The 18966-nt window shown below is 39.3% G+C and carries 16 protein-coding genes; 9 read left to right on the top strand and 7 right to left on the bottom strand.

The window, feature by feature from the left end; genetic code table 11:
• Positions 1-23 precede the first annotated feature (23 nt).
• Genes BN8061_RS06265 through BN8061_RS06255 form a run of 3 tightly spaced genes read left to right on the top strand, consistent with a single transcriptional unit; the run spans position 24 to position 2876 of the window.
• Positions 24-1058, top strand: a complete 1035-nt coding sequence (locus tag BN8061_RS06265) for a FecCD family ABC transporter permease (RefSeq protein ID WP_068597447.1) — start codon at positions 24-26, stop codon at positions 1056-1058.
• Positions 1055-1828: a heme ABC transporter ATP-binding protein gene (locus tag BN8061_RS06260; protein WP_068597445.1), complete on the top strand. Its 774-nt coding sequence runs from the start codon at positions 1055-1057 to the stop codon at positions 1826-1828. Before BN8061_RS06265 ends, BN8061_RS06260 begins: the two co-directional genes overlap by 4 nt.
• A gap of 13 nt (positions 1829-1841) precedes the next feature.
• Positions 1842-2876 carry a hemin-degrading factor gene (locus BN8061_RS06255; protein ID WP_068597985.1) on the top strand — a complete coding sequence of 345 codons (1035 nt, stop codon included), beginning with the start codon at positions 1842-1844 and terminating at the stop codon, positions 2874-2876.
• Between the two features lie 154 nt (positions 2877-3030).
• On the opposite strand, the gene BN8061_RS06250 is transcribed toward BN8061_RS06255, so the two are convergent.
• The 4 genes from BN8061_RS06250 to BN8061_RS06235 form a co-directional block, all read right to left on the bottom strand.
• The gene (locus tag BN8061_RS06250; RefSeq protein ID WP_068597443.1) at positions 3031-4272 is read right to left on the bottom strand and encodes a T9SS type A sorting domain-containing protein; all 1242 of its coding nucleotides are present in this window, start codon (positions 4270-4272) and stop codon (positions 3031-3033) included.
• A gap of 39 nt (positions 4273-4311) precedes the next feature.
• Positions 4312-5712, bottom strand: a complete 1401-nt coding sequence (locus BN8061_RS06245) for an HmuY family protein (protein ID WP_068597441.1) — start codon at positions 5710-5712, stop codon at positions 4312-4314.
• Positions 5713-5714: 2 nt separating this feature from the next.
• The gene (locus tag BN8061_RS06240; protein ID WP_068597439.1) at positions 5715-7835 is read right to left on the bottom strand and encodes a TonB-dependent receptor plug domain-containing protein; all 2121 of its coding nucleotides are present in this window, start codon (positions 7833-7835) and stop codon (positions 5715-5717) included.
• A 175-nt stretch (positions 7836-8010) separates the two neighbouring features.
• On the bottom strand, positions 8011-9285 hold the full coding sequence (locus BN8061_RS06235; protein WP_068597437.1) for a replication-associated recombination protein A: 1275 nt from the start codon (positions 9283-9285) through the stop codon (positions 8011-8013).
• A gap of 101 nt (positions 9286-9386) precedes the next feature.
• Here BN8061_RS06235 and BN8061_RS06230 point away from each other — a divergent pair, with 101 nt between their 5' ends.
• The 5 genes from BN8061_RS06230 (at position 9387) to mscL (ending at position 11854) form a co-directional block, all read left to right on the top strand.
• Complete coding sequence (locus BN8061_RS06230) at positions 9387-9731, top strand: hypothetical protein (protein WP_068597435.1); 345 nt, start codon at positions 9387-9389, stop codon at positions 9729-9731.
• Between the two features lie 56 nt (positions 9732-9787).
• Positions 9788-10294 carry a thioredoxin family protein gene (locus BN8061_RS06225; protein ID WP_068597433.1) on the top strand — a complete coding sequence of 169 codons (507 nt, stop codon included), beginning with the start codon at positions 9788-9790 and terminating at the stop codon, positions 10292-10294.
• Between the two features lie 4 nt (positions 10295-10298).
• Complete coding sequence (yidD, locus tag BN8061_RS06220) at positions 10299-10526, top strand: membrane protein insertion efficiency factor YidD (RefSeq protein WP_068597431.1); 228 nt, start codon at positions 10299-10301, stop codon at positions 10524-10526.
• A gap of 3 nt (positions 10527-10529) precedes the next feature.
• Complete coding sequence (gene lgt / locus BN8061_RS06215) at positions 10530-11417, top strand: prolipoprotein diacylglyceryl transferase (RefSeq protein WP_068597429.1); 888 nt, start codon at positions 10530-10532, stop codon at positions 11415-11417.
• Between the two features lie 68 nt (positions 11418-11485).
• Positions 11486-11854, top strand: a complete 369-nt coding sequence (gene mscL / locus BN8061_RS06210) for a large conductance mechanosensitive channel protein MscL (RefSeq protein WP_068597426.1) — start codon at positions 11486-11488, stop codon at positions 11852-11854.
• A gap of 244 nt (positions 11855-12098) precedes the next feature.
• On the opposite strand, the gene BN8061_RS06205 is transcribed toward mscL, so the two are convergent.
• Both BN8061_RS06205 and BN8061_RS06200 read right to left on the bottom strand, forming a co-directional pair.
• Complete coding sequence (locus BN8061_RS06205) at positions 12099-13475, bottom strand: OmpP1/FadL family transporter (RefSeq protein WP_154662273.1); 1377 nt, start codon at positions 13473-13475, stop codon at positions 12099-12101.
• Between the two features lie 21 nt (positions 13476-13496).
• On the bottom strand, positions 13497-14714 hold the full coding sequence (locus BN8061_RS06200; RefSeq protein WP_154662272.1) for a hypothetical protein: 1218 nt from the start codon (positions 14712-14714) through the stop codon (positions 13497-13499).
• A gap of 102 nt (positions 14715-14816) precedes the next feature.
• Here BN8061_RS06200 and proS point away from each other — a divergent pair, with 102 nt between their 5' ends.
• Positions 14817-16295 (top strand): proline--tRNA ligase, encoded by a 1479-nt coding sequence (gene proS, locus BN8061_RS06195; protein WP_068597421.1) that lies wholly within the window; start codon positions 14817-14819, stop codon positions 16293-16295.
• Between the two features lie 96 nt (positions 16296-16391).
• Here the strand turns inward: proS and BN8061_RS06190 are convergent, their stop codons facing one another.
• Positions 16392-18923 (bottom strand): M1 family metallopeptidase, encoded by a 2532-nt coding sequence (locus BN8061_RS06190; protein WP_068597419.1) that lies wholly within the window; start codon positions 18921-18923, stop codon positions 16392-16394.
• Positions 18924-18966 lie beyond the last annotated feature (43 nt).

Here is an 18966-nt window from a genome sequence, read left to right as displayed (position 1 = left end):
AATAAAATAAAAGCTAAAAAAAGATGCACCAAAAGCTAAGATTTTACATCATTTCTTTGAGTCTCATCACGCTGCTAGTTTCTATTACCGCGCTATTCATCGGCGTATACGAGTTCAATATCCCGATTACAGAACATATAAAAAGTCTTTTTTCGATGAAGAAAATAACAAACGAAAGCGACGCTTATGTTTTGTTCGATTTGAGATTGCCTCGCATATTGATGGCTATTTTGGTAGGAAGTGGCTTGGCGGTAACGGGGACATGTTTGCAAGGAATTTTCAAAAATCCGTTGGCTTCTCCAGACCTTATCGGTATTACTTCTGGCTCTATTTTGTTTGCCGCAATTACCATCGTATTGGGGCAGCATCTTTATACTTTCCTACCCAAAGTTTTACACTATTTTCTACTCAGTATCATGGCGTTTATTGGTGCTTTGCTCACCATCTTGCTAGTGTATAAAATATCATCGAAAAATGGGCAAACCAATATTTCGCTGCTTTTACTTTCGGGAGTCGCCATTTCGGCACTTTGTGGGGCTGGTACTGGATTGCTCACCTATATTTCGACAGAAGACGAGTTGAGAAATCTTACTTTTTGGACGTTGGGGAGTTTGGCAGCCGCCAATTGGTATTCGATTGGAATCCTCAGCACGATTTTGTTTTTTGGATTCATCTTTCTTATGCCAATGGGAAAAACACTGAATGCCATGCTTTTGGGCGAAAAAAATGCCATGCATATTGGCATCGATATAGAATCGTCTAAGAAAAAAATCATCCTATTCTCTGCACTCATTGTGGGCAGTATAGTGTCTTTTACAGGGACTATAGGCTTTGTAGGACTGATTGTTCCTTATATTTTACGACTAAAGTTTCTATCCAATTTTACTTATATGCTTCCGCTATCTGCAATTTTAGGAGCTTTATTGGTAATCGTCGCAGACACCTTGAGCAGAATTATCGTTGCCCCAGCAGAGATACCGATTGGCATCCTGACCTCGTTGATGGGTGCTCCAGTTTTCATGTCGATATTATTTAAATACAAAAAAAGTTTATCATGATTCGAGCAGAACATATTCGTTTCCCATCTAAAACTGCTTCTATCCTGAAAAATATAGATTTCAGTGCAACAAAAGGAAGAATGATCGCAATTATCGGCCCGAATGGAGCTGGCAAAAGTTCTTTGCTCAACTATTTGGCAAACGAAATCGATCCGAAAATGAACTGCACCTGCTTCAAAGGGAAATCCTACAAAGAATGGTGTATAAACGATTTGGCGTGTCAGAAAGCAAAATTTTCTCAACAGCAACAAAACGACATCCCATTGAAAGTGAAAGATATTTTGTTCATGGGGCGTTATCCTTATTTTCATCATCAACCCAACAAAGATGATGTTGAAGCTGCCAATTTTTGGATGCAAAAAACCGAAATTGCCCACTTAGCAAACCGTGACTACAATCAGCTCTCTGGTGGTGAAAAACAACGGGTACACTTGGCGAGAATTTTTGCACAAGTAGAAAATAAAACCAAAGAAAAATTAGTCTTCTTAGACGAACCGTTGAACAACCTCGATATAGCCCATCAGTTCAAAATTCTACGAACCATTAAAGAATTTACCCAAAACAACAACACCGCAATTGCCGTCTTGCACGACCTCAATCTCGCTGCACAATTTGCCGACGATGTAGTGCTCATGCAAAACGGTGAAATAAAAATGTACGATACGCCCGAAAAAGTTTTTCGGCAAGAAAATATAGAAAATGTATATCAATTTCCCTGTAAAATAATCGCTAACCCTGTAACCAACAGACCATATATCGTCTTTGGATAAAAAAAAAAAAAATATGAACTCAACCATTTCATTACAAGAACAGTGGGATTTGCTGAAAAAAGAGCAACCCAATTTACGCATAAGAAACGTTGCAAAAGCGCTTGGCGTAAGCGAAGTAGAATTGCTTTGCCTGCAATTGGGCAAAGGAGTTACCCGATTAGAACCCAAATTCTCCGAGATTTTACTTGAGATAGAAAGCCTCGGGAAAGTAATGGCACTTACTCGCAACGACGAGGCTGTACACGAACGAAAAGGTGTTTACCTAAACCCTGACTTCAGCTCGCCGCACGCACATCTTTTTGTGGGCGAAGACATCGACCTTAGGATTTTCCCGGCGTTTTGGCAAAGCGCATTCGCTGTGGTAGAAGCTACGAAAAACGGAGACCGAAGAAGTTTACAATTTTTCGGGAAAGACGGTTCGGCGGTTCACAAAATCTATCTCACGCCACAAAGTAGCGTGATTGCGTACGAAAAATTGGTAGAAAAATTCAAAAGCGAAGACCAAAATTCAGCAGAAAAAATAAACTATCAAGAAACAATTACTGAGGAAAAACCAGACCAGCAAATAGAAGTAGCAGCTTTTCAGAAAGCTTGGTTGGATTTAAAGGATACTCATGATTTTTTTATGATGCTGAAAAAATTTGATGTCAGCAGAACGCAAGCCATGCGCTTGGCACCATCGGATTATCATGCTCAAAAAATTGAATCAAATAAAATTATAAATGCCTTAGAAAAAGCAGCTGAAAAAAAAATACCAATCATGGTATTCATTGGCAATAAAGGCATGATACAAATACATTCTGGGAAAATCAATAAATTGATGTGGCACGAACAATGGTATAATATAATGGATGCAGACTTCAATATGCATTTGGCTATGGACAAAATAGAAAGTGCATGGATTGTGCGTAAACCAACCGAAGATGGCGTGGTGACCTCTATCGAAGCTTTCAATAAAAAAGGCGAACTTATTGTTCAATTTTTCGGACAGCGAAAACCCGGCATTCCCGAATTGGAAGATTGGCAACAAACCGTTGCAGAACTGTAATCTTCCATATTAATTGTTTTTCCAAGCCCGATTCTATCGATAATTAGAATCGGGTTTTTTATGCTATTGAATCAAAACAAATCGCACAAAAAAAGGTTGTCTTTTACAACGAAAGACAACCTTCACAAGATAATAGAGATTAAACACACAGAAATTATCGCAGAACGATTTTCTTAGATTTTTTAATGCCGTTACTTTCTACATTCACCAAATAAACTCCGGCTGGCAACTTCGAAAGGTTTATTTTCTTGGTTGCAAATTGCGAAGTTGGACGATAGTTTTCTTGGTGTACCATTTGTCCGTTCATGTTGAAAATGCTGAGCAAAATATTTTCATTGGATGAAAATTGACTATTAAATGCTATCTGAATCGTTTTTGGCTCGTTCTGAATGCTATACACATCGAAATTGGTAGTTTGCACATCAGAAACACCTAAAGCGTCTGTAACATCTTCGTAATCAAAACTTACCTTACCAGTTGAACTTCCTTCGAATCCTGTGAATTTCAAACGATAGATTTTGTTTGTTTTGGTATTTTTTATAAAATAATTCGCGTTGCTCAAAGTGTAAGTCGCGCCGTTGAAAGTTTTCCAATCGTAACCGATAGTGTTGATTGCCGCTTTGTAAACGTCTTCATTGGCAGGATTTCCGCTTTCTGTTTTGGCTACTATCACCAAATCTGAATGTAGAACGCCCGTTACAGGATACATCGTTGTTCCTCCCTGATAAGCAATCGGCGTAAGGTATTTGGTAAATTTCATTTCCCATTGGCTATCCTCAGCTTCGGCATTTACAATTGTTTGGGTAGAAAGATTATAGTAGTTGAAAATACGATTTTGCGTTGTATTCTGTTCGATGCTTACGGTTTGGTCTGCGCCCCAAGCTCCATTTTCCCACTTAGCAAAGGTGAAAGTGTAAGTTCCATAAGCCAATTTATCGATGCGCAATTTTGCATAATCACCATTGTCGTATTTCAGAACAAAAATTACTTTTCCGTTTACGTGGTGCGTGGTCATATCATACTCACCCCAACCATAGGTTGCAGATCCTTGGTTGAGTGCGCCGTTTTCCCAGTTTTCTACACTATTGAAAAGCTCTTCCCAAGAACCCTCGTTGGATGGTTGGATGGATGCCCAGTCTGACAAAGAATTAGAGGCTTCGAAAACCTGAATTCCTTTGCCGTGGTTTACACGGATTCCCAAGCCAAACATCGATTTTCTGAAAAATGCTAAATCCCAATCATTGCGATTAACCTCGAGTTTTGATTGGTTTTCTAATCCAAAAAATACGTCGTTTTGGTAGCCTTGTCCCATGGTAATTTCACCATTTACTGTTTGAGCCTGTAGGCTAAGAACCATTAGAAAAGCTGCACTAAAAAGAGTATACTTTTTTTTCATGATTTATAAATTTTATGATAGTTTACTGTCTGATATTTTTTACGGTATAAGTTGATATTCTAATCTCGGATAACCTCTCTCGCCTGTCGAACTTTTCAGATTCAAGAATCTTATTTTGTAATAATATCCGTCAGGATCTCTCAGCACGTAGAATTTATTATTCACCACTGTACCATCGAAAACATTTCGCCAGGTACTGCCAATGGTTCGTACGTCCTCCGAAAATTTAGACTCGTCGATCATCGTTCTAGAAAAATTAGAGAAAGTCATTTCGTTGGTTTCGTTTACCACATACACTTTTGCACCACCCAATCGGTTGTGAATCACATAATCTGAGTTTCCGTACGATCCGTTTCCATCTATCACCGTTGTAAATACCGTGAAACAGAGGTCCCACTTTGAAGATTCGGGTTGAGCTTCAACCATTTTTCCTGTCAAGAGATTTACAAAACTAAAATTGGTTGCAGATGCTTTAGAGATTTCAATTTCTTGATGCGTGGTCTCGTTTACTTTTGCATATTGCAGAAGATAATTACCGTTTCTTTTGAGCACTCTTATTTTCATCCAACCTCTATGGTCACCCGTAACGGCAACAGAACCTAATGGCGGCGTAATGGTTCCTACTTCGTAACCCAAGTTCAAGAGGTAGACTTTGTTTTCTTCGTCTTCATCTGCTATGGTTGCAATAGCAGTTTGTCTGAGATCGCCAGACGGATGATCGACATAAGCGGCATTTTGCGCATCAAATGTTCCTACTGCAACTTCTGAATAGAAAATTCTCACCTGATTTTCGGTCACCTGATCTATATCTGTAACCGATAACTGTTTGGTTGCCATATAAATAGAACCGTTGATGATAACCCGAAAATCGTCTCCGCTATAGAATCCCAAATCCCATTGGTCTCGTCTAAAGGCGAACATTTGCTCTTCGCTCAGGTCTAAATAAACTTGGTTGGGTTCGTTGGGTCCGCCAACGTTTGGCGACAACGTAGCTCCAATCGAAGCCTCGAAAGAAATGACAAGCGTGTTATACCCTTGTATAGAAAAAGTTTCAGCGGTTTCTACATTTTTTATTTTAAATTGAACTCGCTTATCGGCTCTATCAAATGGATAAATAAGGTTGGTAAAAGAAAAACTAAGGCTAGTGGTATTTTTCTCGTATGGTATACGCAATTGCAAGTTTTCTGCCTTTGGCGAGGTCGTATAATCGCTGTCGTAAGTTGCATTTTCTTCAATGATTTCGATGACTACTGCTCCGCTTTTACTGGCAGGTTTAGAGAAATCTAAGTTGATGATTTGTTCGTTCTGAATTTTCGAATAGTTGAGCGATTGGTCTGCAAAAGCAATCACAAAAGGCTCTAGCAAAGGCTGTTCGTCATCGATACAAGCCGAAAACAACAGCATGGTAAAAAGTGGCAATATCCAAAAATATCTAGGCATAATTAATTGAATTTCAAGTTATAAAGTATTTTTAAAAAGTAAGATCGTCCATAACCAAGCATGATAGAGCTACTCGCTGCGGCGTGCCCGCTGGCAGCCTGCGTGGTATTGGTAATGGTTGTCACATCGAAAAGGTTTCTTGCACCTAAAACCAATTCTAATTTTTTATCGAAAAATTTCTGACGAATCGACGCATCCATCCAACTGTAGGCACCTTGTATCCCTTTTACATAAGAGACTTGCGACCCAAGTTGTCCGTCTTCTCTGTAGAGTTCTTGTTTCCCATTGAATTTATAAAAAACAGAAAACGTAGTTTCGATAGACGGGATGAGATATGAAGCACTGATATTGAAATTCGTGGTATAAAAATATTTTTCGTCTACGTTGGCTTCCTCGGCAAGACTTTGTTTTATGCCGGTTACAGAAAGCCCTGCACTCAACTGAAACGATTTGTAATTCCAGTCTGAGCTATAGGTCAAACCTTGCGTATCGTATTGATCCACATTGATATACTTGTATTTGAGTGGAGACAAACTCACCGCCATGAGTTCTATTTTATCGTGCAGATGAATTTTCCATGCCGATAGTTTTTGAACATAAGACGAGTGTTCTTTGTACCAATTTTTTTTCAGGTGTAAAAAGACCGAATTTCCGCTTTCGGGTTTCAGGTCTGGATTTCCTTGTAAATCGTGGTTAACGTCTACAAAATAAGTAAACAGTTCGTCGTAATCGGGATTTCTTGGCGCTGTCCCAGCAATCACTCTAAACTCGAAATCTTGTGGCAACATCAGTTTTGCACTCAAACTTGCCGCATGTTGCGTCTGAAAAAGATTAGAAAACATGGCTCTATAGCCTGGTCGGACAGAAAATTTTGGGGTGAAATTAACTTCAGACGACACAAAAAAATCGTACGAATTCACTTGGCGATCTATGGGTTCTACATAAATATCTTTTCGTTGAGCTGCCTTACCGAAAATCGAATTGATTTCGTACCCAAACTGAAAATTGAATTTAGAATCTCGTACAATATTGCTCATGGTAGCTTTAGAATAAAATGCCTCTCTGCTATCGTAGATAGAAGTACGCACATTGTCTTCGGTTTGCGATGCTATATAGTATTGGTAATTTTTCTGCTTTCTTTTTTGGTTCTGATAAGATAAACTAAAATCGTATTGCCAAGCATCAGAAAAACTTCCGTTGGCATTGAACAAATTATAAAGGCGTCGCGTATTGAATTGGGTGTCTTCTGAGAGTGCGTTGTTGGTTGCCGTAGAAGGTTGCTCGTTCAACTGTACGATGGGATTGTAGTAATTTGTCTTCTCATCAAAATATTCTAATCTATAAAAAAACTGATGCGTAGAGGTGAAATGCCTCATCAAAAACTTGCTACTGTTTTGTGTTTTTGGCAACCAAGAATAACCTCTTTTACCATCGTTTTCGGCATGGTGTTTCCCCAATTTTTTGTCCCAAAACCCTTTGAAATCATTATGATTAAAATTAAATTCTGTATACCATTTCGGATTGATACCGTGTCCGATTTTCAGCGATTGTATATGGCGCCCTTTGTTTTTCAAGTTGTACTCGTTGTTTATGGTTTCTTCTTGTATATAAGCCGAAATATCCACCTTGGCTCTTCCTCTTTTCTTGGTGATGATGTTGATGATTCCTGCCAAAGCGTTTGCGCCATAATCTACCCCCATTGCGCCTTCCACAATTTCGATCTGCTCTATATCTTCTAGACTGAGTTGGGTGAGGTCGGTATGGTTTCCTAAGCTTTCGTCGTTGAGAAGCGGAATGTTATCGACCAAAACTTTAAAATATTGTCCACCCATGCCAAACATGCTCATAGACGATTTTCCAGTACTTGGGTTGTTTATTACCGTGAGATTTAGCGTCTGATTGAGCACATCGGCAAGATTATTTGCTGCCAATCTTTCTAAAACATCTCGGTTGAGCACCTTGACTTCGTAGATGGATTTTTTTACAGATTGTTTACTGTATTGTCCAGAAACTACTGTCTGCTCCAACTCTATTCGATCGGTATCAAGGATAATGGAGTCTTGTGTCTGGGCCAGTGCAGGTGTGCAACCGAAAGCAGTTATCATCCAGAATAAAATCCTCATGTATTCTTATTTATATTTAGTCTATATTAATTTACGCAAAGATATCCCTATTTTTTATTTATTCTAAATTAATTTTAAAAATATCACAGCTGATTTTTTTCATAAAAAAAGCTCAGCTAACAATAACCGAGCTTTAAGAGATTGTAATTAAGCCTTTTTTATTTGAGATTGTAGTTCAATATTTAGACTTCCATCGATACCTTATCATTTGTTCGTCCTGCTGTTCTCGTTTATTATCACCTGGGACGTAAAATTTTGTTCCAGAAATTTGTTGAGGTAAAAATTCTTGTTCTACAAAATTATTCGGAAAATCGTGAGCATATTTATAATCTTGCCCATAATTCAGATCTTTCATCAATTTGGTTGGAGCATTTCGCAACCAAAGCGGCACAGCTAAGTCGCCCGTTTGTTTTACGAGCTGTTGGGCTTTATTTATCGCCATATAGGTAGCGTTGCTTTTGGGCGAATTGGCAAGATAAATGGCGCACTGACTAAGAATTATCCTACTCTCTGGATGCCCAATCACGCTTACCGCCTGAAACGTATTATTTGCTAAAATGAGCGCTGTGGGATTGGCATTGCCGATATCCTCGGATGCTAAAATCAGTAATCTTCTCGCAATAAACTTCACATCTTCGCCACCTTCGAGCATTCGAGCCAACCAATACACCGCCGCATTGGGATCAGATCCTCTTATCGATTTGATAAACGCTGAAATGATGTCGTAATGTTGTTCGCCCGTTTTATCGTAGCGAGCCATATTTTGTTGTATGCGTTCGTGTACCACCTCATTGGTAATGGTGATCGATTCGTTCGATGCGAAACTGTTGACAACCAATTCCAAGCCATTGAGCAATTTGCGTGCATCACCTCCAGAATAACGCAAAAGTGCATCGGTTTGAACTAATTCAATTTCTCGTTTTTTCAATTGTTCATCTTCTCTAATCGCCCGCTGCAACAAAGCGTCGAGGTCTTCTTTATTCAACTCATTCAAAACATAAACCTGAGCTCGCGACAACAAAGCAGGCACAACTTCGAAACTCGGATTCTCGGTTGTAGCACCAATGAGGGTAATAAAACCTCGCTCAACCGCTCCCAATAGGCTGTCTTGCTGTGTTTTATTGAATCGGTGAATCTCATCTATAAAAAGAATAGGATTTTTTTCTGAAGAAAATAAATTCTGACTTTTTGCTTTGTCAATCACATCGCGCACCTCTTTCACCCCTGCATTTATGGCGCTAAGGGTATAAAAAGGTCGACCCGACAATTCGGCAACCAGTTGAGCCAACGTTGTTTTTCCTGTGCCAGGAGGTCCCCAAAAAATCATCGAAGATACCATTCCGTGTTCCAACATCATCTTGATGGGCGCGTTTTCGCCAACCAAATGTTTTTGATTGATGTATTCTTCCAAGGTTTTGGGGCGCATTCGCTCGGCCAGAGGTGCTATCATTTAAAATATATTTTTATCAAAGTTAATGATTCTAATTAAAAAATATCGCGACACAATTCGTCGCTCCAATCCTTGATCTTTGTCTTATAAAATTACAAATCATGAAAGAAGCATTAGAACAAGCCCTTATTCTTACCAAAAAGCATACGCAATTGGTTTTTGATATTAATTCTCACCACATCGATTCTGCCATAAAGGCAAAGAAAATTTCGCAAAAATTGAACATCGAACGGCAAATGAATTCATTTTTGAATGATGTTACGGCTCATAAATTTTCAATCATTTTGGATCAATCGCTTTATGAAACTTACACTTTTTTGATGGAATATTATACCGAAGAAGAGGAAATCGACGTCATGGAGATCATCCGCAGGCAACTGTCTCCACATCCTATAAAAATTTTATCGCAACACAAAAAATTATTCAATAAACAGGCAATGAATTGACGAAACAAAACTTCATCATCAAAAAAAAATTTACCTTTGTCTAAAATATTATGACGATGAAGTGGAAATTGATGATTGGATTTTGGATGAGCATCTTGCCTTTGTTGGTGCAAGCACAGGAGACGATGAACAAAAGAGTCTACAACCCAGAGGCTGATGCCAAAACCGAATTGGCAAATGCAGTGGCAAAAGCAAAAGAATCGAACAAACATGTTTTGGTGCAAGTTGGCGGCAATTGGTGTGCGTGGTGCATTACCTTCAACCATTTGACCACGACCAACGAGGAATTATCAAAATTTATCGGTGATAATTACGAAGTCGTACACCTCAACCATAGTAAAGAAAATCGAAATTTGGAGATTTTAGCCGAATTGAAAAATCCTCAACGCTTTGGATTTCCTGTTTTTTTGATTGTTGATGGCGATGGCAATTTATTGCATACCCAAAACTCGGCATACTTAGAAAACAAAGACGGATCAACTGGTCATGACCCAAAATTAGTTTTAGACTTTCTGAAAGGCTGGACTTATACCGCTTTGGACCCCAATTCATATAAAAAATAGATTGATGAAAAAGCTGTTGATTTCGCCTTTTTTGTTTATGATTCGCTTCTATCAAGTGGCGATCTCGCCATTTATGGGTAACAATTGTCGATATCAACCTACCTGTTCACAGTATATGATCGAGGCATTGAAAATTCATGGGCTTTTCATGGGATTGTATTTGGGGATAAAACGTATATTGCGTTGTCATCCCTGGGGTGGATCTGGTTATGACCCTGTACCAAAAAAATAATATATGATCAATACGATTTTCAATTTCATTACTTGGGATCCCAATCCCATCCTTTTCGAATTAGGTTTTATAAAAATTCACATCTACAGCCTTTGTTGGATCATTGCGTTTGTAGTGGGCTGGTATTTAATGTCTACGATATACAAACGAGAAAATGAAAACAACAACCAATTGGATCCATTGTTTCTCTATGTTTTTGTCGGATGTATTTTGGGAGCGAGACTGGGCGAATTTCTTTTTTATGACCCGAAGGCGTTTGTCGAGCGCCCACTCGAGGTTTTATTACCCATAGCCAAAAGTCCGGGAAGTACATTCTTGGGGCTCGATGGTTATGAATTTGTTGGCTTTCAAGGTTTGGCGAGTCATGGTGCAGCTTTGGGAATTATTATCGCGATGTATTTTTTCAGTCGGAAATACCTCAAAAGAAGCATTCTTTGGATTCTCGACCGTATTGCCGTAGTTGTTCCTTTGGGTGGAGCTGCTGTGCGCGTTGGAAATTTTTACAATTCAGAAATCGTTGGTAAAGCATCAGACCTGCCTTGGGCTGTGAAATTTGTGCAACAAAGCGCCTCTTATGGCAATATTGTGCCTCGACATCCTGCACAATTGTACGAAGCCATTGGGTATGTGATTTTGGCCATAGTCATGTGGATCCTATATAGCAAAGAAGAAAACAGAAAACGCCTTGGAAACTTGCTTGGAGTTTTTCTATTTTGCTTATTCTTCATTCGGTTTGTGGTAGAGTTTTTCAAAGAAGACCAAGGAAAGGAAGCCGTAGCCGAAGCGCTCAATGTCGGATTGAACAATGGGCAACTTCTAAGCATCCCATTCATGTTGATTGGTGTTTACCTGTACATCAGTTCTAAACAAAGAATTTTTGTAAAAGCATAATATTTTGTTGTATTTAAATAATTTAAATTATTTTTGACGTTTATAACTAAATATACAATTTAAAACTTATGGGATTTATTAAAGAATTTAAAGAATTTGCATTCAAAGGGAATGTAATCGATTTAGCTGTCGGTGTTATCATCGGCGGTGCATTCGGAAGCATCGTATCTTCATTGGTAGAAGATGTGATTACACCATTATTATTAAATCCGACTTTGAAAGCTGCTGGTGCAGAAGATATCGCGCAACTCAGCTGGAATGGGGTAACGTACGGTAACTTTTTGTCTGCCATCATCAGTTTCTTCTGTATTGCAATGGTATTGTTTTGGTTGATAAAAGCGGCTAACAAAGTTGTAAAACCAGCAGAAGCAGCGCCAGCTGGACCTTCGCAAGAGGAGTTGTTAACAGAAATCCGTGATTTATTGAAACAAAAATAATAATCGAATTTCACCTTCTTTTAAAAAAGTGATTTTAATGTTCGCTGCCCCAAAAGTCTCTTACTTTTGGGGCAGTTTTTTTGCATGACCATCAGAAGGAATAAATCGAACACAAAAAAATGAGTCCGGCACTTGGTCGAACCCATAATTATCATGGTTATAAAAAATTAAATTTTAAGCTGTTTTAACTTTTTTAAGAAAGTCAAACCGAAAAAATCTGCTTCTTTCAGCAACGAAATACGGTTTAGAATTGCCAACCAAAGGTTAACAAAAACAGATTGTTTTTGCGTTCTACCTCTGCATTATACACATTATCGATTGCTACATTTTCTTTGCTTCCTACGAAATAACCCGTAATCGGCATATGGTATTTTTGCGTAGCAAATCGGTAAGCTGCATCGAGGTAAAATCCACCAAAATCGTAACCAACACCAAGGCTATATTTGTTGACGTTGCCCACATAAAAATCGTTGAAAGAATTTGGCACTCTCACTACCGCATTTGGATCAGAATAATCGTATCCCATCACGGTAACATCTTTCATCGGAGATTCTACAAAGCTATAACCAGCTCGCAATTTTACGCGATCTAAGCGATATTCCCCACCAACTCTGAACTCACTGCTATTGTTGACATAATCGTCTATGAACGAGTTTGGTCCATCAAAACCGTTTGTTCTAAAATCAGTCATTTTGTTCAAATGATAGGTATAATCGAGACCTAATGCCAACGATTTTCCTACCACAAACCCAGCAGAACCAACCAATCTCCCTCCTGATTTCAGTTTGTAATTAGAAGCATACAGTTCGTAATTTCCGTTGTTGTTGAGGGCATGAAATTCTTCATCTACCTTATACCAAACGGGACTATGGAAAGCGGCTCCTAATCGAACATTTTGATTTACTTTACCTATTACCCCTAAGCCAAAAGAGAAACCTTGACCGATTTCTGCATACGGTGAACCCTCTAAATCGTAGACATGAGTCATTCCACTTGGACTGCGGTCACTGTATAGAATTTCGTTGGTGTAATTGGTCTCATGGAAGTTCACATTTGCACCGAGGTAAATTTTATCGGCATAAGATGTGGCAAAATTCACCGAAAATTTTGTTTTATAACCGTTATAATAGTTCGAAAAACCATTCATCGTATAACGATTATTATCTTGATCGGTTGTAAATACATTTTCGTTGGCTCCGATCAATGCATGATCATCCAATTGTTCGTTCAGAAAGTTTACTCCAATCACAAAACGATTCCAATTCGAACCTTCCTTATCGAAAACAAAGCTACCTCCTGCCTGTTTTACATCAAAAAAATTATCTTTTGCTTTGGCAGAAGCTCCAAATTCAGACAGATTTTTATAGCCATCAACAGATGCTGTGAACGCCACTTCGGATGCTACTGCTACTCCTAGACCTGCCGGATTTTGCTCGGTAGAATTTAGGTTTCCGCCCAATCCACCCAATGCTCCAGCCATTGCTGTATACCGTGCAGACCCAGCATCGATACTTTGTCCATAAAGTTTCACGGCGTTGGTTGGGTATTGCAAATTATAATCTTGACCCCAAACATTTGAAAAGCCTATTAATACAAATAGGCTTAAAGTTATCCTTTTCATTCAGTATTATGATTTTACTTTTTATCTTCTTGTACCGCGAGATCCTCCCGAAATTCCTGAACTTCGACCTGCGCCACTGCTCATGCTACCAGTGCTCATCGACGAACGTGTTGGTTGAGAATAGCTCGAATTGGTTCGCGTTGGTTGACTATATCTTGTGTTCGTACGGGTTGGCGTAGAACGTTGTGTATTCGAATTTTGATTCACACGAGAGTTGTTAGATGGTCTTACGTTTGGCGTAGACGGTGCATTGGTACGGATTTGTGTGCGGTCTACTGTAGGACGCACCACTCTTGTGTCATTAGTTTGTACCTCACGCATGGTTCTCGAATCATTGCCTTGAACTTCGCGAACAGGTCTGGTGGTGTTATTCGATTGAACTTCACGTATTACACGTGTATTGTTTGTTGGGTTGTTGGCATTGGTAGAACGCACATTTGTTCTGACGTTTCGGTCGGTATTCGATCTAATCGTCGTATTGCGCACTGCATTTGATTCACGAACCAAAGTAGATCTATTACGATCGAACACTGCATTACGAGAAGTCATAACACCTGGTCGTGTACCTGGAGTAGCTCTTTGTAGGTAACGCGGTGTATAGTAATAGCCGTTGTACCAACCGTTATACCATCCTCCATAACCGTAATATGATCCGTAATAGTATGGATATCCCCAACCATAAGCATAGTACGGACTATACCATGGGTTCCAACCCCAAGAATTCCATCCCCATCCGATAGAATAGTATGGGCTATACCATGGATTCCAACCCCAAGGTCTATACCAAGAGTAGAACCCTCTGCCGTACCCCCAATACCATGGATCGTAAAACGAACTACCAAAATAATTCACATTGATATTTACCCCATCGTATCGCCCCCAATCGGTGGTTGGTTCTAAAGAAATCGATTGCGATGTATATCCAGGATGAATATAAACATTGGTAGGTTTGCTACTTTCTGCTTTAGAAGTTTCGGTTGCATCAGCATAAAACATATCTTCTGCTCCATTACCATTCGCGTCAAAATAAGCCCCTCCAATTCGAATCATTCCGTCATTTACTTGCTCCTCGGTCTCGGCCTGCGCAATGGTTTTATCTGTCGAAGGATTATAATATATCCCATCTGTCTCCACCCCAGTTGCAGTCTGGGTAGATGCACAAGAAACTAAGCCTGAAACCACCAAGAGCGAGGCAGAAACTTTTAGGATAGTTTGTGATATTGTATAAAGTTTCATCATTTTTATTTTTAATAAATTAATGTTGTTCTATTTTTGTATTTCTATTGGCAAAATTTATACCAATCGAAATAACATTATGTAACACAAATATACAAAATTTTTATGGCAAAACTTACTTCAAGATCAGAAGACTACTCTAAGTGGTACAATGAGTTAGTAGTGAAAGCAAACTTAGCAGAGAACTCTGGTGTGAGAGGCTGTATGGTAATAAAACCATACGGATATGCAATTTGGGAAAAACTACAAGCAGAACTGGACAAAAGATTCAAAGAAACTGGGCATCAAAATGCTTATTTCCCACTTTTCGTACCCAAAAGTTATTTTGAAGCTGAAGAAAAAAACGCAGAAGGTTTTGCAAAAGAATGCGCCGTGGTTACGCATTATCGCCTGAAAAACGATCCAGACGCGCCTGGAAAACTAATGGTAGATCCAGACGCAAAATTGGAAGAAGAATTGATCGTACGACCAACCTCAGAAGCCATCATTTGGAGTACCTATAAAAATTGGATTCAATCTTACCGCGATTTACCAATTTTGATCAATCAATGGGCCAATGTTGTTCGCTGGGAGATGCGCACCCGACTTTTCTTAAGAACTGCCGAATTCTTATGGCAAGAAGGTCACACAGCACACGCAACAAAAGAAGAGGCAGAACAAGAAGCAATTCAGATGCAAGAAGTTTATCGAGATGTGGTAGAAAATTTCATGGCAATTCCTGTTGTGAAAGGATACAAAACACCAAGCGAACGATTTGCCGGCGCAGACGAAACCTATACCATAGAAGCATTGATGCAAGACGGAAAAGCTCTACAAGCTGGAACTTCGCATTTCTTAGGCCAGAATTTCGCCAAAGCATTCGATGTGAAATTCACTACCAACGAAGGTAAACAGGAATTCGTTTGGGCTACGTCTTGGGGCGTATCTACACGCTTGATGGGTGCACTGATCATGACACATTCTGATGATTTTGGCTTGGTTCTGCCGCCAAAAATCGCGCCTATACAGGTCGTAATTGTGCCAATTCATAAAACCGACGAACAACTGAACGAAATACGAGTCGTGGCCGAAAATCTTCAAAAAGAACTGACTGCCAAAGGCATTGCTGTAAAATTTGACGATGACAAAACTACCAAACCAGGATGGAAGTTTGCTGAATACGAACTGAAGGGCGTTCCTGTACGTATTGCCATCGGACCGAAAGATCTCGAAAACAAACAACTCGAAGTTGCTCGTCGCGATACCTTGGAGAAAAACAGCATTCCGATGGAAGGTGCTGCAGCTCACCTAGAAAACTTGTTGGATGCAATTCAGAAGAATTTGTTCGACCGTGCAAAAAAATTCCGTGACGAACATACCACAACGGTTACAAGTTACGACGAATTCAAAGATATTATAGAAAATAAAGGCGGCTTCGTCTCGGCTCTTTGGGATGGAACAGAAGAAACAGAAGAAGCTATAAAAAACGAAACCAAAGCCACCATTCGTTGTATACCGCAACATTTTGACCAGGTTACCGAGGGAGTTGATTTCTATTCGGGCAAACCAGCAAAATTCCGTGTGCTTTACGCAAAAGCCTATTGATGTTGAGCAATTGCAAACAACGTTTGTTCGAATGTAAAAAAAAACGAAACGCTTGCCTTGAGAAGCGTTTCGTTTTTCATCCAAATAATTCTCTGCTTATTTCATCTTATCGATTACATTTTGCAAATCTTTCATTTGTTTTTCCAAAGCCGAACTTTTGGTAGAGGCAAAAGCATCCGATTTCAATCGCAAAGCATTTTCTGCCATTCGTTTGATAAAAGGAGCCGCTTGTGGCTGATTATTTTGCAAATAGGTATAATAACTCGAGTAAAGTTGAGCGATTTTCTTGGTAGCCGATGGGGTATCGTGGCTCATCACCCAATTGAATCCTTTTTCTAAAACCTCAGCTTGTGCTGGATTCTGAAATTTTGCAAATTCATAAAATGCAACACTTTCTGCAACTAAATTCGATTTTTTCAAATCGTTTTGGGCAATCCAACTCGGCAACATGGCAACCACCAAAGCATTACTAGAGGCGATTACCTCATCATCTACTTGGGTAAATTCTGCGACACGATTCGGATTATTTTTCAAGATTCCGTTTATCGCTGCTGCTTGTACGGCATACGATTTACTTTTCGTTAATTTTTCGTACATCGGAGCGTCTACTGCATCCATAAAATTCAGCATCTCAACAGCTAGTGCTTGCACTTTTGTTTTTGCTTCGTTTTGAACCAAATTTTTCAGTACCGGAATTGCCTTTTCTTTTATCTTCAGACTTTGAGCGTCTAAATTGTTGAGGGCAACCATTCGTAAACCGTCGAACGAATCTGCGGTAGCAGCAAGCAACGCATCCAAAGCTTTGTCGTTGGTGTTTTGTGCGTCTGCCAAGGCTTCTATCGCGCGTCTTCTCACACCGTAATTTCCAGTGCCGGCTTTGTATTGAGCAATAAATTCTTCTATCGATTTGTTATCTTTCAGGTCGCAAAGCAGAACTTCATCTGCATTCGGAATCACGACATCTGGTTTCTGAGAAGCGTCGAAAGTGAAAGTGTTGATGGCTTTTTTGCTGACCCATACCTGATGACGAGTTGCCTTTCCATTGACAACGACATCGATCGCAAAAGGAAATTCGAAAAATTTTGTTCCTTCTTGTTTTACGTTCACACTTATTTTCTTGGTCGATTGATTATAATCATAAGCTAAATTTAGTTTCGGATGACCGCTGTCGTTGTACCATTGATTGAAGAACCAATTCAGGTCGCGACCCGAAACTTTTTCCAGAGCCAAACGCAATTGCACAGCCTCTGCTGTTCCAAATTTGTTTTCGTTCAGATACAGATTCAAACCTTTGAAAAACGCTTCATCTCCCAAATAATTTCGCAACATGTGTATGATTGCTCCACCTTTGTTGTACGAAACGCCGTCGAACATATCTTCGCGCGAATTGTAGTGCATTCGAACCAAAATTTTATCGAAGTTTTCTGGTGTGTTATACCCTTCTATTTCACCCCATCGGTGTTCTTCTGCTTTTTCTTTTCCGTATTTGTGCTCGTACCACAAATATTCAGAATAGTTTGCAAACGATTCGTTTACCGTGAGATGAGACCAACTTTCGGTGGTGACCAAATCTCCAAACCAATGATGAAATAATTCGTGTGCTATGATGTATTCGAATTTATTCTCATCGATCAATTGTCCAGGTTTTTGCTGAATTTGCTCTAAAAACAAAACCGCACCTGTATTTTCCATTGCTCCCGAAACATAATCGCGCGCGGTGATTTGGTGGTACTTGTCCCACGGGAAAGGATAGTCTAATTTGTTCGAGAAAAACTCAATCATCTCTGGCGTATTGCCAAAAATATCTTTTGCATAATCTTTATATTCTGGCTCTACATAGTAGTTAACCTCAACGTTTTTCCATTTGTCTTTGATGATGGCGTAATCGCCAATGCCGATAAAGAATAGATAAGGTGCGTGTTTGTAATCGAATTTCCAATAATCTGTTTTGGTTCCGTCGTTATTTTTTTTAGTCGATTTTAGCAAACCGTTCGACAGCGAAACGTATTTTTCTGGATAGGTCAAATAAATCTCTTGCGATGTTTTTTGGTTTGGTTTATCGATGGTCGGGAACCAACAAGACGAGGATTCGGTTTCACCTTGTGTCCAAATCTGAGTAGGTTTGGTCGCATCGCTTCCGTCAGGATTGATGAAATACAAGCCTTTTGCATCAGATATCGCGGCGCTTCCTTCTTGTTTCACTTCATTCGGGCGAGCGGTATAGTTGATGTATAAAGTATATTCCTGATTTCGATGGTATTCCTTATCCAAATCGATAAACAATTGAAAGTCGTTGTTGGTAAATTTTAGTTTCTTTTTGCTATTTCCACTCACCAAACTCACTTCGTGAATCACCATAGCTTTTGCATCCAACACCAATCGATTGGTCGGATAGAAATAGGGTTTTAGGGTAAGCCAAGCCTCTCCTAAAACATGTTGTTTGGCATAATCGAATTTCAAATCCAATTTGGTGTGCACCAAAGCATTTATTTTTTCTGCCTCGGCACGATAAATATCCATTTTATTGGTTTGATCTTCTCGATAACTTGGTGGAAGAGTTTGAACTTGTGCTTCTAATGAATGGTTCAAAAGAAAAACAGAAGCCAGTAAAAAAATGCTTTTTTTCATGCTGAATTTATTTTCGAAATAGGTCGATATTAAAGTTTCAAAT

The sequence above is a fragment of the Vaginella massiliensis genome (assembly GCF_900089075.1).
In the GTDB taxonomy this organism is placed as follows: domain Bacteria; phylum Bacteroidota; class Bacteroidia; order Flavobacteriales; family Weeksellaceae; genus Weeksella; species Weeksella massiliensis_A.
Note: the sequence above shows the minus strand (reverse complement) of the source record. Positions and strands in the feature narration are given on the sequence as shown.